This window comes from uncultured Gimesia sp. (genome assembly GCF_963972345.1).
In the GTDB taxonomy this organism is placed as follows: domain Bacteria; phylum Planctomycetota; class Planctomycetia; order Planctomycetales; family Planctomycetaceae; genus Gimesia.
Map to the genome: position 1 here is coordinate 1 of NZ_CAXAVM010000072.1, position 19991 is coordinate 19991.

Annotated in this window: 10 protein-coding genes and 1 pseudogene; 8 read left to right on the forward strand and 3 right to left on the reverse strand. The window is 52.9% G+C overall.

Annotation, left to right across the window (positions count from 1 at the left end; all coding sequences use genetic code 11):
* The 5 genes and pseudogenes from AACZ40_RS13820 to AACZ40_RS13840 form a co-directional block, all read left to right on the forward strand.
* Positions 1-1186, forward strand: a 1186-nt coding sequence (locus AACZ40_RS13820; protein WP_339674676.1) for a DUF1553 domain-containing protein, incomplete at its 5' end; no start/stop codon positions are given.
* A 310-nt stretch (positions 1187-1496) separates the two neighbouring features.
* Positions 1497-4940: a DUF1553 domain-containing protein gene (locus tag AACZ40_RS13825; protein ID WP_339674678.1), complete on the forward strand. Its 3444-nt coding sequence runs from the start codon at positions 1497-1499 to the stop codon at positions 4938-4940.
* 203 nt (positions 4941-5143) lie between these two features.
* Positions 5144-6337 (forward strand): annotated as a pseudogene (locus AACZ40_RS13830) (DUF1501 domain-containing protein).
* Between the two features lie 186 nt (positions 6338-6523).
* Positions 6524-10234, forward strand: a complete 3711-nt coding sequence (locus AACZ40_RS13835; RefSeq protein ID WP_291169962.1) for an FG-GAP-like repeat-containing protein — start codon at positions 6524-6526, stop codon at positions 10232-10234.
* An 84-nt stretch (positions 10235-10318) separates the two neighbouring features.
* A complete protein-coding gene (locus AACZ40_RS13840; RefSeq protein ID WP_291169964.1) occupies positions 10319-11149 on the forward strand; it encodes a hypothetical protein in 831 nt (276 codons plus the stop codon).
* A gap of 15 nt (positions 11150-11164) precedes the next feature.
* On the opposite strand, the gene AACZ40_RS13845 is transcribed toward AACZ40_RS13840, so the two are convergent.
* The 3 genes from AACZ40_RS13845 to AACZ40_RS13855 form a co-directional block, all read right to left on the reverse strand.
* Positions 11165-12691 (reverse strand): FG-GAP-like repeat-containing protein, encoded by a 1527-nt coding sequence (locus tag AACZ40_RS13845; RefSeq protein WP_291169966.1) that lies wholly within the window; start codon positions 12689-12691, stop codon positions 11165-11167.
* Positions 12688-13839 carry an SGNH/GDSL hydrolase family protein gene (locus AACZ40_RS13850; RefSeq protein ID WP_339674681.1) on the reverse strand — a complete coding sequence of 384 codons (1152 nt, stop codon included), beginning with the start codon at positions 13837-13839 and terminating at the stop codon, positions 12688-12690. Before AACZ40_RS13850 ends, AACZ40_RS13845 begins: the two co-directional genes overlap by 4 nt.
* A 240-nt stretch (positions 13840-14079) precedes the next feature.
* Positions 14080-15084 carry a DUF1559 domain-containing protein gene (locus AACZ40_RS13855; RefSeq protein ID WP_291169970.1) on the reverse strand — a complete coding sequence of 335 codons (1005 nt, stop codon included), beginning with the start codon at positions 15082-15084 and terminating at the stop codon, positions 14080-14082.
* Positions 15085-15481: 397 nt separating this feature from the next.
* Here AACZ40_RS13855 and AACZ40_RS13860 point away from each other — a divergent pair, with 397 nt between their 5' ends.
* From AACZ40_RS13860 to AACZ40_RS13870, 3 genes are read left to right on the forward strand one after another with little or no spacing between them, the layout of a single operon-like run.
* Complete coding sequence (locus AACZ40_RS13860; protein ID WP_291169972.1) at positions 15482-16909, forward strand: HAMP domain-containing sensor histidine kinase; 1428 nt, start codon at positions 15482-15484, stop codon at positions 16907-16909.
* Positions 16887-18299, forward strand: a complete 1413-nt coding sequence (locus AACZ40_RS13865; RefSeq protein ID WP_291169974.1) for a sigma-54 dependent transcriptional regulator — start codon at positions 16887-16889, stop codon at positions 18297-18299. Before AACZ40_RS13860 ends, AACZ40_RS13865 begins: the two co-directional genes overlap by 23 nt.
* 25 nt (positions 18300-18324) lie before the next feature.
* Positions 18325-19824, forward strand: coding sequence for a sulfatase (locus AACZ40_RS13870; RefSeq protein WP_291169977.1), 1500 nt, complete (start codon positions 18325-18327; stop codon positions 19822-19824).
* Positions 19825-19991: the final 167 nt, after the last annotated feature.

Here is a 19991-nt window from a genome sequence, read left to right on the forward strand (position 1 = left end):
CAGTTCCATTCCCGGTTTCGATCCCCGGTCGAATTCCATGCTCGTCTCGGTAACTCTGCTGCCGGGAGAGAAGGTGACGCCTGAATGGACGTTTGAAGAACTGGTCAAGCCGGGCCGGTTCCCGGAAAATTTCCTGCGATCTCCCCAGGATACGCGGCAGCAACTGGCCGCCACGATTACGTCGCCACAGAACAGTCGTTTTGCGAACGTGATTGTGAATCGGGTCTGGAAACGTTACCTGGGGCATGGGCTGGTAGAACCTGTGGATGACTGGCAGGGGCAGGAACCCTCTCATCCTGAGCTGCTGGCCTATCTGTCCCAGCAGTTTGTGATTCATGGTTATGATCTGAAATATCTGGCTCAGTTGATTTTTGAATCCGATCTGTATCAACGACAGGCCAGCACAGACATCACCGCCATTCAAGGCATGCTGGACTCGACCTATCATTTTTCGGCACCGGTCCTGCGACGGATGGAAGCCGAGCAGATTGTTGATTCCCTGTTTGAGATCTGTGGTAAACCATTCGACGCCGGTCGGATGTGCATCGATATCGATGGTGCCCGCGACTATCACAATTCACTCGACCTGGGAGCACCACGTCGCGCCTGGCAGTTTACATCTCCGTCCAATGAACGGGATCGACCCAGCCTGGCGCTGCCGTTTGGGGAGCCTTTTATTGCTCTGCTGAAAACATTCGGATGGCGGGATACACGACAGAGCCCGCTTACGGTTCGTGAATCGACGTCGACTCCTCTCCAGCCGGCCATCCTGGCCAATGGCCTGTTAGGTCAGCGTTTCACCCGGCTTTCTGATGACAGCGATTTCACTGAACTGGCTTTGCAGGATCAAACTCTGGCAGCATTGATCGAAGCGACTTTCATGAAAACGTTAACGCGTGAACCAAAGCCGGAGGAACGCAAACTGTTTTCTGAACTGCTGCAGCCCGGTTATGCAGTGCGGGTGATTCCCAATCCTGCACCAGTCATCCGTGAGCCTTTGCCGCGAAATTTAGTCAGCTGGTCGAACCATGTGAATTCGCGGGCCAACGAAATCAAGGTGGAACTGGAGGGGGCGGTGAAAAAAGGAGATCCCCCCACCAATCGTCTCCACGACGACTGGCGAAACCGCTACGAGGACATGCTCTGGACTTTGCTGAATTCTCCCGAATTTATCTTTGTGCCTTAGTTGAGCCCTGATCTGTACAGGAGATTCACTTTTATTAAACGTTTGAGTGATTTTCTACTTTTCATACCAGAAGATGCGGAAACTCAGGAAAAGAGGGGGTATTCACCCAAAACTTTCATAAATCGGATAATCGGAGAGTAATTTGCCGTGAGATCAGCGTGCTTCCCGGTATATTAGAGTAGGTCACGATTTATGACCTTGATGCATTCTTGTGTACAGTATGTTTGTCGAGTCTGGAAAGTTCAGAAGCCGACAAATCTCGCCTGCTGTGACGTCTCTACTGAGAACCTGATGATTGGAATTGCCCGCTATGAACCACCTGGCATTCGTTAAGCGCTTCCTGTGCCTGCTGAGTCTCTCGCTCGCCCTGCCTCTGTCTGCGAGCCCCTCCTCTGCTCAACAAGAGAAAACTGCCAAAACTTCCACTCCTGCCAGTTATCGGGAGCTGATTCTTTCAGACCAGCCAACGCTTTACTGGAATTTTGAGACACTCGCTCCAGAGGGTTACAGCAGCGTAGTAACTGAGAAAGAAAAAAACGAACCAGTCAAAGCACTCGTCAGCGGTAAACTGGCGGACCCTGCAGCGGGGCCCCGGCCTTCCGAGTTTCCTTTGTTTTCAGCGAAGAATCAGGCAGCATCGTTTCAGCCTGGTGAAGGTTTTCTGCGGGTGGTGGATCCGGGCGAGAAGAGTGTGCTCGACTATACTGCCGGTGATGCGATCACGCTGGAAGCATGGGTGAATCTGAATTCCACCAAAGCGGGGCGTCATTATTACATCATTGGTAAAGGACGGACGAACCGCAAAGGGGTTGCCCGTGACAATCAGAACTATGGCTTCCGGGTCACCGGTTCTGAGATCAGTTTTCTGTTTCGGGGACAACCCGAAAAGAAAGATCAGAAAGCCGATTTCCATCGCTGGACGTCGAGTGGTGCCGGGATCAGTGCTCACAACTGGCACCATGTGGCGGTGACTTATACCTTCGGCAAAAAGAAAAGCCTGAAAGCGTATGTTGATGGCCAGCCTGTCTCCGGAAAATGGGATATGGGCGGCGATACCACGCTGGCACCTGTGGTGGACAATGACGAAGTCTGGATCGGTTCTTCCATGGGAGGTTCCGCCGGCAGTTCGTTTGATGGCCAGATGGATGAACTTGCGGTGTACCGCAAGGCGCTCTCTGCCAAACAGGTTGCATCCCATTTCAAATACCATGCTCCCGATCCACAGATTGACTGGACGGCGATACCTGAAGATCGCGTCAAAGTAGATATCCTGGAAGGGGTGCCGAACAAGAAATCCTGGACGTTCCGTCCTCCGCGCCTGGCAGAATCTTTTACACAGCCGCACTTCGCGCTCATCGAAATTCCCAACCGCTATTCATCGCGAGGTATCAAAGTCGATCGACCTGATCCGTTTCTGGTCCGCGCCATGTCGCGCGTCGTGATTCCCCAGGGGCAGAAGCGGATTCTGGTTCGGGCCCGCAATGCGTCTCGATTGTATATCGATGATAAGCTGGTCGCTGAGACCGGCTTCCATCAGATTTCCGGTTCGGCTCACGGACATGTGTTTAAAGTAGATCGCAGTCTGTCACCCCATATTCGACCACTGCATCGCGGTGACCAGGAAAAAGTCATCGAGTTTACCGGCGACGGGAAACCGCATCGTGTTCGCTTCGAAATGATAGTCGGCGGTTCGCGGCACCGTCCCGATTTTGGAGAAACAGCTGTATTTATTGGCGAGCCCAAACAGGATTTCCAGCTGCTGACACCCGGCGATGAAACCATCATGCTGACAGATGCAGACTGGCTGCCTTTCGAACGCGAATATCGTTACAGCCTGATCGCAGTCAATGCAGAACGCCGTCGTGCCGCATCAGAGAAAGAAGATCAGTACTGGGAATCGCGGCATCAGGTCGCGAAAACAGAAGTACTCAAACAGCCTCAAGTCAAAGTGCCTGCTGCTGTGAAGGGACTGCGAGCGAATAATGCCATCGATCACTTCATCAATCAGCGACTGGCTGAAGAGAAGGTCGCACAGTCACCTCTGCTCAACGATCTGGCTTTCCTGCGCAGGCTCTCCCTGGATACGACGGGAACCGTACCTTCCCCGGAGCAGATCAGCGAATACCTGGCCGACGATCCCCAAACACGACGTGCGAATGCCATTCAGCGTCTGATCAATAATCCTGCCTGGGCAGACAACTGGGTGGGTTACTGGCAGGATGTGCTGGCCGAAAACCCGAACATTGTGAATCCCACATTGAACAATACCGGCCCCTTCCGCTGGTGGATTCATGAATCATTCTATGATAACAAGCCTTTCGACCGGTTCCTGACTGAACTGGTGATGATGGAAGGCAGTAAATATTTCGGCGGTCCGGCCGGCTTCGAAATGGCATCACAGAACGATGCGCCGATGGCGGCCAAAGCACATATTATCGGCCAGACATTCCTGGGGCTGAATATGCAATGTGCCCGCTGCCATGATGCACCGTTCCACGATTTTAAACAGCGCGACCTGTTCAGCCTGGCGGCGATGCTCAAACGCAGCCCCCAGGGGGTTCCCAAAACCAGTACGGTTCCCGGTTTTGATTTCAAATCGAATTCGATGCTGATTTCAGTCACGCTGCTACCCGGCGAGAATGTGACTCCTAAATGGACGTTTGATGAACTCGTCAAACCCGGCGCTTATCCGGAGAGCTACCTGCGGTCTTCCCAGGATACGCGTCAACAGCTGGCGGCGACAATTACTGCGCCTCAAAACGAACGCTTTGCGAATGTGATTGTGAATCGGGTCTGGAAGCGCTATCTCGGGCATGGGCTGGTGGAACCGGTAGATGACTGGGATGGCCAGGAACCTTCGCATCCCGAGCTGCTGAAGTACCTGTCCCAGCAGTTTGTGATTCATGGCTACGATATCAAGTATCTGGCACAACTGATTTTTGAATCGGATCTGTATCAGCGGGAAGCAGCGACCGATATGACAAAAATCCAGGGGTTGCTGGATACGACCTATCATTTTTCTTCACCCGTTCTGCGTCGCATGGAAGCCGAGCAGATTGTCGATTCCCTGTTTGCTATCTGTGGCAAACCTCTGGATGCCGGTCGGATGTGTATTGATATTGATGGAGCCCGAAATTACCAGAGTTCACTCGATCTGGGAACACCGCGTCGTGCGTGGGAGTTTACTTCTCCTTCCAATGAACGCGACCGGCCCAGCCTGGCACTGCCTTTCGGTCAGCCCTTTATTACTTTTTTGAAGACGTTTGGCTGGCGCGATACACGGCAGAGTCCTGTGACAGTTCGCGAATATGCGGCCACGGCGCTGCAGCCGGCCATTCTTGCGAATGGAGTCATCGGCAAGCGGTTCACCCGGCTTTCTGACGACAGTGATTTTACTGCCCTCGCGTTACAGAAACAGTCCGTCGACCAGTTAATCAAGCAGACGGTACTGAAGACACTCACTCGTGAACCGACCGAAACTGAGTTAAAAATTTTCGTCGAACTGCTCAGCCCTGGTTATGCGGAACGCATCAACGAGGGAGCAGAGATCGTCACGCGTGAGCCCCTGCCACGCAACCTGGTGGCCTGGTCAAATCATTTGAGCCCCGAGGCCAATGAAATTAAAGTATCCCTGGAGGCAGCCGTCAAAGAGGGGGATCTTCCCACAGCACGATTGAACGAGGACTGGCGGAACCGCTATGAAGATATGCTCTGGACGTTGTTGAATTCTCCGGAATTCCTTTTCGTACCCTGATCGAACTCGATTCTGACTGATAATCCAACCTGCAACATTAATCATAAGAGTGAACCATGAACACATTTGATTCGACACGACGTGACTTTTTAAGACAGGCTTCGCTCACCGGTCTGGCAGCGTCTGCAATGGGAACTCCCTGGCAGCAGCTGCTGGCGTCTGAGAAACACGCTGAGAAAAAACATGGTGCGAAAAAACTCCCGATGCCCGTGGGTAAAGCCGAGCATTGTATCATGATCTGGCTGGGCGGCGGTTCCTGCCACATCGATACCTGGGATCCCAAACGCAAGGGTGATCCTAAAACGAAAAAAGCCGGTTCCTATTATGATCCGATTCCGACGGCGATTAAGGGAACCGAAGTCTGTGAACATCTTGCCAAATGCGCGCCGATTCTCGATCGGTTCAACATCGTGAGATCGGTACATCATGAAGTGATCGACGAGCATGCGGCGGCAACCAACCGCATGCATACCGGGCGTCCGACAACCGGAACGATTACTTATCCTTCAGTCGGTTCTGTCGTAGCACACAAACGGGGATCTGCCAGTGACCATGCCCCCGCGTATGTGTTGATCGGGTATCCCAACGTGACCCGCGGTCCCGGCTTTCTGGGCAGCCAGGCGGGGTATATCTATCTGACCGACACCAGTGCCGGACCCAGTGGCTTCACGCGTTCTTCCTGAGTCAATCAGAGTCGTCAGGATCGCCGTGAACGTCTGCTGACGAAAATGCGGGCCGAGTTCCGCCAGAAAAGTGTGGGAGGACAGACGATTCAGGATTACGATCAGTCGGTCGCCGAGGCGCTGCGTCTGTCCGGACCTGAATTCATGAAAGTCTTCCAGCTGGACAATGAAAAAAGCGATCTCCGCAACATGTATGGCGGTGAGTTCGGTCAACGCTGCCTGCTGTCGCGTCGCCTGATTCAGTCTGGCGTGCGGTTCATTGAAGTCTCGCATAACCTGAACTTTGTGAACGGCACCGGCTGGGATACCCATAACGACGGTCAACTTAACCAGCATCTGCTGATCAAGGAACTGGACTCCGCGCTGTCAGCGCTGGTACTTGACCTGGAACAGAATAAGCTGCTGGATAAAACATTGATCGTTGTCGCTTCGGAGTTCGGTCGTCCTGCCGGTTTCGATGGAGGCGGAGGCCGCGGACATCAATCCAAGGCTTTCAGCGTTGTCCTCGCTGGCGGCGGTCTGCAGAATGGAAAAACCATCGGGGAAACGAATGAACTGGGTGAAGAAATCGTCTCCCGTCCGGTTTCTGTCCCCGATCTGCATGCAACGATTTACGCTTCGCTGGGTATCGATCCCAGTGAAGAGCTTTTTGCCGGCGATCGTCCCGTGCCAATTACCGATCTGGGTGATCCCGTGCGGGAACTGTTTTCATAAGCCCGCATCGTAACGAAAACCAGTACAAAGCATCCAGGATGGCTGATCACTCAGTCATCCTGGTTTTGTTTCCGGGGCGTTCTGCCTATTAAGCGATCCTGTCTTAGCTGACATCTGCGTACGAGAAGTGTATTCTTGATTGATAAGAATTCCAGTACGTTGAATTTCTGCTTAAAGGTTTGTTTCATGCCGTCCCGGTCTTCGCATTTCGCTATCATTACTGCAACAGTCCTGTTTCTGGGGATGCTGGCGCTGTTTCTGACTCTCAAAGCACCGCCGGAGGGGAAGAACGCGCCAGGTGATCTGGAGCTCATCAGCTATGATCGGGCACAGGAACTGCTGAAACTGAAAAATGAAGGTGTCGCTTACTTGGAGAACGAGAAGTACGCCAACGCGGATCAACTGCTGGAACAATTGACAGAACAGCTGCCTACGGAAGAGATTGGCTTTCGCAATTTAACGATCTGCCGCCTGCTGCAACTGACGCCTGACAAATTAGCGCAGGAGCCGGCAGGGAAAAAACTGGAAGCGCTGGCAGTAAATGCCTTGAAACAGCTGATGCAAATATTTCCAGAATCCGCGGTCAGTTCAATTCTGGCTGCCCGTATCCATTTGGCATTGGGGAAACCTCTCCAGTCGCAGGCTGATCTTGTCCAGGCAACAGAACTGAAACCCGACGATGCCGCGATCTGGTTTGAATTGTCACAGGTACAAAAACAGATTCCAGCACAGGACAAACCATCGCAGGCGAATAAGTCGCTGGCGAAAGCATGGGAGTTGCAGCCTGATAATCTGTTTCTGACGCTGGAGTATCTGCAGGTCACAGCAGAGCAACATTCAGAGCAGGTGGCGGCTCTGTTCGAGAAAGTCAAAACGCTGTCGGCTCCCCTCGCTGCCAGTGTCAAAGATCATACGCGCCTGGATTTGAATCAGCTGATAGAAGATTCACTGGCTGCAATCAAGGACAGTCAATGGAATGTAGTACTCCGCAACGCACGCATTATGCGAAATGTGTTGATTGCGGAAGACCTCGTCAAAAGTGATCGCCGACGCGTGGAACAGAACCCGCTGGAGTTTGTGATTCATGATTTTCCCCCGGCGTTCTATCAGGCAGTCGATTGGCCCACCCCACAGAAGCCGCGTACGGTGGAATTTGCTGCTGCACGTCCCCTTGTATTTTCCCCGGCTCTTACTTCAGAAATCAAAGATTTCCAGGTTGCCGACTTTAATCTGGATGGAAAACCAGACTTGATTGTGCTGACCGCGAAACAGGTTTCCGTCTATTCTCAGCAGGGAGAGACCTGGGCATTGATCACACAGCAGGAACTGGAAGGCGAATTTAGAGAGGTCACGGTTGTTGATCTGGATGCGGATGTGCAAACGCTGACGCCACCGGAGGCGACTGAAAAAAAAGAGCCGACAGAGTTTCCCATTTCACCAGCGCGTGACGCCGACCTGGATCTGGTGCTGAGTGGAAAATCGGGAATCAGGGTATTTGAAAATCAGATGGATTCGAAAACAGGCCAGCGACTTCTGGTAATCAAAGCACAGCCGGAAACTCTGGATTCCCTTACCGATCTGCTGGCAGTCAATTTTTCGGATCTGGATCATGATGGCGACCTGGATCTGGTGGCGTCGACAGAGCAGGGGATTTCGCTCTGGTCGAATCGTGGTGATTTCACGTTTCGAAATATCAGCGATCAAAGCCAGTTGCCTCCTGCGGATCTGGCAGCAACTTCGATGATCCGCGTCGACTGGGACCGGGATGTGGACCTCGATCTGATCTTATGCAGTCATCAGTCGAAGCAGGCCGGTTATCTGGAAAATTTACGTCATGGTCGATTTCGCTGGCGTCCGTTTACCCAGGTCGAAGTGAATGACGGGCCTACTGCAAATCAATTTGAAGAATGTATTCTCGCGGACTTTGATCGCAATGGTTCCTGGGACCTGATAGGAGTGATCAATCAGGGGTTATTGCTGGCTGAGACCAAGAGACCCGAACCGGGCAGCGTGCAGATTGCTTCCGTACAGCAAATCAGTGGGATTGAGCCTGTCAATTTACAGGGTAATGTGTTGCAGTCTGGTGATCTGAATAATAATGGTGTGATGGATGTGGTGGCAATGAGTTCCACCGGGCTGCAACTGTTACTGGGAACCGCAGAGCAGAGAACGGAGCAGACCGCATATGTGAAAGATCAGGTGCTCAGTTCATCGGCGCCGATTCAGAAGTACCGCCTTGCCGATCTGAATCAGGATGGCAGCCTGGATGTGATTACTGTTGTACGCGATCAGATTGTGTATCAGCAGAATATGGGCAATGATTATCACTGGATTGATGTTTCATTGCGGGCCGAGCAGATCAAGGGAGAAGTCAAATCTGCCAGTGGGCGCGTGAATCATTATGGCATCGGCAGTCTGCTGGAATTACGCAGTGGCACAATCTATCAACCGCAGATCGTCGCCGGGCAGTCGACGCATTTTGGTCTGGGGAATCAGAGTGTCGCCGAAGCGATTCGCGTGTTGTGGACTAATGGCATTCCCGTCAACATCATCAATTCGAAAACTGATCAACGAATCTATGAGAAGCAGACATTGATGGGCTCCTGTCCTTATCTTTATACATGGGACGGGGAGCAGTTTTCCTTTTATACAGATCTGCTCTGGGCGGCTCCCATCGGGCTGCAGTTTGCACAGGGAGTGGTGGCGCCCAGTCGTGACTGGGAATATCTCAAAATTGAGGGAGACCGTCTCCAGCCGAAAGACGGTGTGTATGAACTGCGAATCACCGAAGAACTCTGGGAAGCCGGCTACTTTGATACCGTGCAGCTCTCAACCGTTGATCATCCGGCTGATGTGAAGATTTTTTCGAATGAAAAGGTCGGTTCCCCCGATCTGGCGGCGTTCAAAATTCATACGGTGCAACATCCGCAAGTGCCCCGCGCGGCTGTGAATCATAAGGGCCGCGATGTGCTGCCTGAAATCAGGAATGCGGATGATGTGTATGCCAAAACGTTCGACGAAAAATATCGACAGGGGCTGACGGAAGATCATGCGCTGGAACTGGATCTCAATACGGCGGCAGTCAAAGATACGAAAGCGGCACCTCGCATCAGACTGTTTCTGACTGGCTGGATTTATCCAACGGATACGGGAATCAATCTGGCATTATCCGAGAATCCCTCCATGCCTTCCCCACAACCGCCTTCCCTGGCGGTGCCTGATAAAACGGGCGCATGGAAAACCATTCAACCCTTCATGGGATTTCCCGGTGGTAAGACGAAAACGATTGTCGTTGATCTGACGGAGCAGTTTCTGACAGATGATTATCGTGTGCGGATCGAAACGAATATGGAGTTTTACTGGGATCAAGTCTTTTTTACTGTAGACGAAACGCCGGCGGAATTGAAGGTGCAATCATTGCCACTGGAATCGGCGCGGTTGAAGTACCGTGGATTTTCCACGCCTCTCATCCATCCGGGCAACGGGCCGGAACGCTATGACTATCAGAGTCTCACGACCGGCATTCAGTGGCCGCCCATGCAGGGAGGCTTTACGCGTTATGGTGATGTGAAACCGCTGGTGGAATCGGCTGACAATCGCCTGGTGATCATGGGCTCCGGGGATGAGATGCGGCTGCGGTTCAAAGTGCCTGCAGAGCCTGTCAGGCCGGGCTGGAAGCGGGATTTTGTGCTGCATAATGTGGGTTGGGACAAGGATGCCAACCTGCATACGATTCTGGGGCAGTCGGTTGAGCCGCTGCCATTTCGCGAGATGCAGAGTTATCCTTATCCGACGGAAACGTATCCGGACGAAAAAGTGTTACGTCAGGATCAGCGTCTGTATCATACCCGACGACAGAACAGTGCGGCTTTCTGGAATTCTATGCTGGAACCCTGATCGCGAATTCCCGAGTGCAATTGCCTGACTGATTCGGTAGAATGCGGACTGACTGACTCACATTGATTTTAACCCAGGTTTCCCATGATGCGATTGCTTTCTCTTAGTTGGTTTGTTTTGTTGACTCTCTGTACCACTGAAATGGTACAGGCTGCGGAGCTGTTGTATCCGCTCTCCGTGGCAGCAGCTGACAAAGGCCCTGTCTATGTGGCCGATCGTAAACTGCCTGGCATCTGGAGTGTGGAGAACGGCAAAGCAACCAGTTTTTTCACCGGCTCGAAAGTTTTCCGCACGCCTCTCAATGCGGTCCGTTGTGTGGCGATCGACAAGGAGGGACATGTTCTGGCCGGTGATTCGTCGACGCGGGAAGTGTATCGGTTTGAAAAAGCGGGGGCCAAGCCTCAGCCACTGACGAACGGAGGAATCGGCATTCCCATGGATGTGGTAGTGTTGAAGAACGGGGACCTGCTGGTTTCTGACCTGGAACTGCAGCAGATCTGGAAAGTCCCCGCCGCGGGTGGCAAGCCGACTCTGTTTGCCAAAGTTGAGGCGCCTCGAGGTCTGGCGCTGGACCAGGGGGAAAACCTGTGGGTCGTTTCCGGGACAGCAGATCAACTGCTGAAAGTCAGTCCGGACGGGAAAGTCGCCGTGGTGGTGAAAGGCCGACCTTTCAATTTTCCCCATGATGTCGTGGTGCTGGACGACGGCTCGGCGATTGTGAGCGACGGATATGAGAAAGCCCTCTGGAAAGTCGCTGCCGACGGAACCACAGAAAAATGGGTGGTCGGCGAACCGTTTAAAAATCCGGTGGGAATCACCCGCCAGGGACAGAACATCCTGGTTTCAGACCCGCATGCAAAAACAGTGTTCTCGGTTGATCCTGAGAAAAACGTCAGTGAGCTGTTGAGCCCCTGACAGAGGCGTCAGGTATTACTCTGGTTTTTTCGGCCCTTCGTTCCACCAGATCGAGAACCATTCAGTTTTGTCTTGCTGGTCTGTTTCACGTCCTTCAAAATTGCCAACGGCCAGATCAATAGCGCCGTCTCCATCGAAGTCGCCGGCTGTGATGACGGGATGCTGGCCCATCGAGTAATCAAGGGGGTGAGCTAAAAACTTGCCTGGTGAGTGTTGCTCGTACCAGACAATGGTATTACGTTGTTCTTTGTAATCCCAGGTCATGGTGCAAGTGGCGAGATCAATGTCGCCATCGCCGTCAAAGTCGCCGTGCGCGGCGCAGTAAGCACCGGTCAGCGGGGCAATCTGATGGTGGGTAAAAGGGAATACTCCTTTGTTTTCCAGCCATTGCAGCGAATGACTGGGTCGGAGTTCGAAACTGTCCATGGTGTCGCCGTTGGTATAGAGCAGATCGAGGTCGTCATCCTGATCGAGATCCACCAGCGCGATACTGGACGATCCGTAAGCGGGATCAGCAGCCTGGTAAACAGTCTCTTTACGAAACTGCCCATGACCTTCATTGAGAAACGCGACAATGATTTCGTGTTCCTGTGAGAACAACGCGACAAAATCAGGTCGTCCATCATGGTTCCAGTCAGTAATCAGCACATGACTGGCGCCATGCCGGTTGTCGAGGACCTGCATTTCAAATTTCAGCTCCGTCTTTGAAGGAGAGACATTTTCCAGGTAGAGCAGTCGTCCGGTTTTGTGCCAGCCAAATTCGGCGATGATCAGATCCAGATCGCCGTCGGCGTCGAAGTCGGCAGCTTTGGCATCAGCCACGCGTCCCAGGTGTTCCTGTAAGATGTGTGTCTGCCAGGAGTCTGTTTTTTTGTTGAATGTCAGCAGGCTGACGATTCCCCGGTCGTGATCTGCCGGGCCAAAGCTGCCCAGGTCGGCGATGAGATAATCGTCCTGCTGATCCTGATTCAGGTCGACGCGTTCAATATGGGCCGGGTGACTGAGTTTTGCCAGTGGTTCGAATTGAAGTTGTTTTCCATCAAATCGAATTCGTTCCACCACGCCCGAACCCATGTCGGTGAGAAGGAGTTCTTTCGGCCCGTGGTGACTGGCCCAGTTCAAATGCGCGACGGCGGGAAGTGCTTTTGAATCCGTGCGTGAAATAATCTGTTTTCGAAAACGGACGGGGCCGGAATCCGGGTGGGTGTTCTGTTCTGGCAGGCTGTGTGTTTCAGGTGCCTGCGAAACGAAGTATTGGATGACTTGAGACTGGGGCGGGACCCGCAGGCCGGGATCAGGGTTTTGTTCGAAGTGAGCATATTCGCGCGGGATCTGCATTCGCCAGGCTTCTTTTGTCAGAATACCAGGGTCAGGGCAGAGATGACAGTGGCTGCAGAAGTTCTGGATCTCGGCGTGAAATTCCTGAAAGTGTGACTCGGCGGGCAGCGCGACAGTGGCTGGATTTTCTGTCTTGGGTTCCTGCTTCCCGCACGCAGCCAGCGTTACGAGAAACAGGAAGAGACAGAAGTGGTCCGATCTCACTTGGATTGCTGCTCCAGAATGGGGCGCAGTACCTTTTCGAACGCATTTGCCTGTCGGAAGAAGCCGAGGTCCGTCGGATGAGAACTGTCGACGGTATCTTCACTGTCGTCTCCCAGCAGGGTCTCGCCTTCCAGGTAATACAGGTTTTTGACGCCTTCCTGCTTCAGTTTTTCATAGGCTTTCCTGAGGGCTTCCCGACTGGTGCGGTGTCGTTCCTGGCTGCTCTTTTTAAGATAGGCGTTTGAATACGTCCGGTCTTCCACCAGCAGGATGGGAGTATCCGGATGGGCGGCTCGGAGTGTTTTGACCAGCGGTTCGGTTTCCCGGGCGACGGTCTCAGCCGTCACGTTGGGCAGGCAGTCCATGATGAATACGCTGGCATCCAGTTCAGCGACCAGTTTGGATACTTCTGGTTCCATGCGACCATTGCCGGAAAACCCGAGATTGATCACGGGGCGATCCAGGCGACGGCCCAGGATGGCGGTATGAACCATGCCGGTCCGTGAGGCACAGCCTCCCTGCGTGATCGACGTTCCCCAGAAGACGAGCGGCTTGTCTTTGCCTGCTTCGCGGGGCGGCGCTTTCCAGAGGTGGCTGGTTTCGGGAATGCCAATTTCGACGGATTCGACACCGTTGTAAAGTGGCAGGTAGAGCATGTATTCGCGTTTGCCGGGAATCAGGTCTGAGATCAGAGTCGCATTGTTTTCCTGTTTTGATGGTTTACCCACCGCCAGCCAGCGCCATTTGCCTGATTCGGTTTTCACGTACAGGTCCAGCCCGCTGACACCTGTTGCCGCCATATGCGGCATGGCGATATTGGCAGAAGTCAGTTTCCATTTCGCTTTAATAGTGGTGGCGTCGGTGACAAAGCGAACGGCGATGCCTGCGGAATGTTTACTGAGTGACCAGACGGGAGGCCGCACAACTCCTTTGGCTTTGGCAGGCAGACGATTAAAAAAGGCTTCTGTGTCTGTCCAGCCTTTGCCTTCCACGCCCAGGTTTTTGATGTCGAACCAGTGGGTCTTGTCTTTTTTATCAACGGTGAAATCACTAAATGGTTTGGACTCGGCGGATTTCAATTCGTTCAGAGAGCAGATGCAAAGCAGGGCTGAAAGGACTAGCCCGACAGATGTTTGTTTCAATGTCATGATATTTCCCGTTCTCAACTCAAAGGCTGTAAATCACCTGTTGCGGTGGCTATATATTCTTAATTCATCTTAACAGCAGTGATTCACAAAAAGAAAGTTGAGAGCAGGAAATGCAGGGAAAAATCGATTTCGGGCTGGCGTTGCTGAAACGGATTGTAAACCGGAATGGACACTAAAAAAGAGTGGATCCCAAGGGAGATCCACTCTGAGGATTTGGTGATTGCTGTTACGAAACAGGCTCTAAAATTCCCCGAGGACTTCTCCGTTACTGCGGGTGCCCAGTGCGCGCCAGATATCGAGCGAAATATTTTCGCTGATTGTTCTGACAGAGCCATCGACGAGGACCGCATTGACGACACCCGTGTGATAACTGCGTGCTGTAATAATGGCATAGGTGGGTGAGCCGGCGCTGCCGTCCTTTCCTTCCTGCCACGAATTGAAGTCGGCGTCGTACTCGGTTCCGCCGCTGGTATAAGGCACATAAGTATTAGGGTTCAGCGTGACAGTGAAACCGGTATGGTGGACGCGGCCATCAGGCCATTCGGTGTGGCCGGTATCGGTTTTGAAGTCAGCACCCGAGGCAACAATCGTGGCGGCAGCAGAAGCACTGCCTGGAATCGTGGTTGTGGAAGGGCCCCCGTTACGGGTATAGGGCTGCCAGCCTTTCACTTCGGCGGCCAGCAGGGTATTACTCGTGCCATCTAGAAAGGAAGCCATGCCCAGGCTGGCGTTCGGATAAAAGGCGCCGTTGCCACTGCTGCCATTCGTGGGATCGTAGACGAACCAGGTTCCATAATTGAAACCATAGTTGGTGGGATAGAGTTTCACCTTTCCGCTACCCGGATCGCGGACACGGTCGCTGTTCGGATCACTGGGGCAGGCATAGACTGGGATTTTAAGACCATCGATGGCGGTCTGGAAATCCCAGGCGATGGAGAGATCGACGTTGTTATAAAGATTACCCTGTTCCAGGAGTGGGAGGATTCGGCCATGCACGCCCCAGGAGCCGTTGTTACCCGTAGAAGAGACAGACAGATCCACGCTTGCCCCGGGAGGCAGGTAACGATAGCTGCTGACATAATTGTGAACGGCGAGGCCCAGCTGTTTGAGATGGTTTTTACATTGAGTACGGCGGGCTGCTTCACGAGCCTGCTGGACGGCGGGGAGTAACAGGGCGATCAAAATTGCGATGATGGCGATCACCACCAGCAATTCGATCAGGGTAAATCCACGTCTGGTGCGCATGTTAAAATTCCTGCTTACTTTGTAGTCGGATAGTTTGAGTCCTGTATTATAGCCGCAAACGACGTTCCCAAGTAGTCGTTTTCACTAGAATATGTATTCTGTTCAAGATGCTATGCCTGATTTCAGTTGGGAATAAAGTGCTCCGAAGAACGGAGCAATTGTGCGTGTCGGATGCATCGACAGGCGTGGCGAAATTTGCGACAGGTTGTTGGGTGCGGGGAAGGGTGATTTGAAAGCACCGCGAAAGAGGTTCGAATTGAAAAATACTGACCGAACTGATTGGTTGAATGTGTTTTATGGTCTGGGTTTATCATAAAATGGATCAATCTCTGGAAGCTGACTCGTCTGCAGTCTGTTTCTTTGAATTTCAGTTCATTCACAGAAAGTCAATCGATCGATGCGCTGGCCGTTGCGGTACCAGATTCTGATTCCAATGGTGGGGATCATGGTCTGTGCGATTATCGGAGTGACTTCTCTGCACGCGTGGCTGGCCACCAATCAGATCAAAATGCAGATCCGGGATCAGTTTCGCCAGATTGCACATACCCTGAATGAGGCCACGTTTCCATTAACGGCGGCAGTGTTGAACCAGACCAAAGGATTGTCGGGAGCTGACTTTGTGCTGGTGGATCAGGAAAACAAGGTGCTCTCTTCGACACGACCAGATTTTATTCCTGCGGCAGTCAGGCAGAATCCTCCGGACTGGAACCAGTTGCAGATTTCGGATGTGATGGAAACCGGAGATACCCATTTTTTTCATGCCGTCGTCAAGATTCATCAGCGGGCGCGGACGGGTGAATTGCGATATTTACACATATATTACCCGGTCAAAGCGTATCGGGAAGCTTTATCCAATGCCATTTATCCTTCGTTAGTGGCAGGCAGCATCGCGCTGATTGTTGTGGCGGTACTGGCAACTGTCATTGCCGGCAGGGTGACGCGTCCGTTGCAGCGACTTGATCGTAAAGTGGCTCAGATTGCCCGTGGGGATTTTCAGCCGATGGTGCTGCCAGTTCGAAACGACGAAATTCGTGATCTGAGTATTTCCATTAACCAGATGGCGGAGTTGCTGGGAGATTATGAAGACGAAGTCAAACGGAGTGAGCGGCTGAAAACACTGGGTCAGTTGCGCGGCGCGATTGCGCATCAACTGCGGAATGCGGTGACGGGCTGCCGGATAGCACTGGATTTGTATCTGCGGAAATGTGCCGACAGTGAGCAGGATGAAACTCTGCAGGTCGCCAATCGTCAGCTCTGTATGATCGAACAATATCTCCAGAGTTTTCTGGAGAATAAAGCCGGGCACTTTTCCAGTTTTGAACCGGTGTTTCTGAATGAGATCGTGGACAAACTGATGAGTCTGCTGGAGCCGACAGCGCGGCATGCAGGAATCCAGCTCATCAATGAATCGGCAGGAGAACCATTAACCGTCCAGGGGGATGCGGAATCTCTGGAGCAGCTTATGTCGAACCTGATTCTGAATGCCATCGAAGCAACACTGCTATCGAACACGGAATCAGATTCTCCAGGTGAGTCCGATTCAGAAGTCCGGCTGAAACTGTTCCCAGGTGGTCCGGAGTCTGTTATTTTAGAGGTGGCAGATACCGGGCCGGGGCCAGAGGCGGCCATAGTCAATAAAATGTTTGAACCCCTGGTGACGGCCAAAAAAGACGGAACCGGCCTGGGGCTGTTTGTCGCCAGGGAAATCGTACAGAATCATGGCGGACAGCTTCACTGGGAACGTCGAGGTCAGCAGACCTGTTTTATCGTAGAGTTACCTGTCATTCAGGTGGAGAACACGTGTGTCGAAATTACTGATCGTTGATGACGAAGAGTCGATCTGCTGGGGGCTGAGCCAGCTGGGTGAAAGTCTCGGCCATCAGGTTCGCATGGCATCGTCTGCGGAACAGGCCTTGAAATTTGCAGAAGAAGATCGTCCGGATGTGGTGGTCATGGATGTGCGTCTGCCCGGCATGGACGGGTTGACGGCGATGGAGGGACTGTATGATCGCATTGGATCTGTTCCGGTGATTGTCATTACGGCGTATGGTGATTTACAGACTGCAGTGGAAGCGGTGCGAAAAGGCGCTTTTGACTATATTGTCAAACCCTTTGATCTGAATCAGATGGAACGGGTGCTTGAGAAAGCCATTGATGAATCCCAACGTGATGAACTGACGCCGGGCGAACCGCGGCAGGTGGATGGGCTGGTAGGTTCAACGCCCGAGATGCAGAATGTGTTCAAGTCGATTGCGCTGGTGGCGGGCTCGGAAGCGAGTGTGTTGCTCTCGGGAGAAAGTGGAACGGGGAAAGAGCTGGCAGCCCAGGCGATCCATCGCTTCAGCGACCGTTCAGCAGGGCCGTTCGTCGCGGTCAATATTGCTTCACTGAGTGAGGGCCTGGCAGAAAGTGAACTGTTTGGGCACGCACAGGGTGCATTCACCAGCGCGGAATCAGCGCGGGTGGGTTTTCTGGAGCAGGCGGACCAGGGAACCCTGTTTCTGGATGAAGTCGCCGACATTCCGCTGGCGATTCAGATCAAGCTGCTGCGTGCACTGGAAGAGGGAGAAGTCTTACCTGTCGGCTCGAATCAGCGGGTGAAAACCAGCTTTCGAGTGATCGCCGCCACCCATCGCAACCTGGAGACATTGATCAAGCAGGGAAAATTTCGACACGATCTCTATTTCCGCCTGTGTACATTTCAGATTGAGATTCCCCCGCTGCGAAAGCGGGTGGCCGACATTCGTGTGCTGGCGGAATTTTTTCTGGAGCGGTTCGTAGATCGGCAGACGGGGATGCAGCATCGACTGACATCAGAAACAGTTGCGGAACTCGAACGGCGTCCGTGGTATGGCAATGTGCGGGAATTGCGGAATGCGATTGAACATGCGGCATTGCGGGCACGTGGTGGAACGATCCTGCCAGATGATCTGCCGGCAGCGGTGTCGCAGTCGTTTCTGGGGATGGGTGAAACTTCTCCAGGGTCGGAAGCAGAGATCGGGGTGCTGTTGAAAGCGTGGGCGGAAGCACAGCTGAGGGATCCGGAACAGGCTGCTAATATTTATGAACAGCTGCTGGCGTTGATTGAGCCTCCCGTAATGGAAGTCGCACTGGAAAAATTTCATGGCCAATGTGCGCCTGCAGCGCGATGTCTGGGCTTGCATCGGACCACGTTGAGTAAGAAACTGAAACAATACGGAATCGAAAACAGCTGAAACACATCTTGTGAGGAATTTCAACATGCCACTGAGGTCGCGCTGCACGTTAATGTTGATGCTCATCGTCTCTGTTGTGCTGACAGACATCAAATTGTCCGCCGCAGAAACAGCGAAGCAGAAAAAGCCGTTAAACTTTGTGTTTATTCTGGTGGACGACCTGGGGTATATGGATGTGGGGTGCAATAACCCGCAGACTTTTTATGAAACGCCGCACATCAATCAGCTGGCGAAGACCGGTATGCGATTTACTAACGGGTACGCCGCCAATCCGGTCTGCAGTCCGACGCGCTACAGTATTATGACAGGAAAATATCCGACGCGTGTGGATGCGACGAACTTCTTTTCCGGCAAACGCGCGGGGAAATTTCTACCGGCTCCCCTCAACGATCAGATGCCGTTAAGCGAAATAACGATTGCGGAAGCACTCAAGGAACACGGGTATTCCACATTTTTCGCTGGTAAGTGGCATCTGGGGCCTACGGAAGAGTACTGGCCTGAAAAGCAGGGGTTCGATATCAACCGTGGTGGCTGGCATCGTGGTGGACCTTATGGCGGGGGGAAATATTTCACGCCTTACGGTAACCCCCGCCTGGAAGATGGACCGCAGGGAGAACATCTGCCAGATCGTCTGGCGAGTGAGACGGCTCAGTTTATTGACGCACACCGCGATGAGCCTTTCTTCGCCTACCTTGCATTTTATTCAGTGCATACGCCGTTGATGGGACCTGGCCCGCTGGTTACCAAATACAAAGAGAAAGCGAAACGCCTGGGACTGAACGGTCAACAGGAGTTTGCAGACGAAGAGCAGGTCTTTCCCGTTGATGAAAAACGACGCGTGCGGATTCTGCAGAATCATGCCGTGTATGCGGCGATGGTGGAGTCGATGGACAAAGCGGTCGGGAAGGTACTGCGTCAGCTGGAAGAGTCGGGAGTGGCAGAGAATACCGTGGTAATGCTCACAGCCGATAATGGGGGGCTGAGTACCTCGGAAGGTTCACCCACATCGAACTTACCTTTACGCGGCGGAAAAGGCTGGTTGTATGAAGGGGGAATTCGGGAAGTGTTCCTGATTCGCTGGCCGGGGGAGACTGCGCCGGGCAGTGTCAGTGATGAGCCCGTGATCACGACCGATTTTTATCCCACGATACTGGACCTGGCAGGGCTGCCTCTGAAGCCGAAACAACATCGGGACGGGGTGAGCCTGAAACCGGTGCTCCAGGAAAAGGAATCGCTGAAACGGGATGCGCTGTACTGGCATTACCCGCATTATTCCAATCAGGGCGGCATTCCCGGCGGTGCGATTCGTATCGGGGACTGGAAACTGATCGAGCGCTACGAAGACGGGCAGGTGCACCTGTATCACCTGAAAGACGATCTGGGAGAAAAACAGAATCTGGCGGCGAAGTATCCGGAACGTGTTGCGGCGATGCGCGAACAGCTTCACAGGTGGTACCTGGAGACCGATGCCAAATTTTTGCAGGCGAAACCCGGAGGTCCGGAACCCTGGCGCCCCGGTTCGTAACGGCTTGAAAATCTTCATGGAATATTCAAATTTGATTTTGATTCAGGGCAATTATTTTTGTGAGAGTGCTTTCATTTTGCTGTGATCTGCTATAATTGAAGAGATCCCTTGCCTTTGTGATGGAACACACGAATCGAAGATTCGATTTGAATCTGCATTTCCCTGAT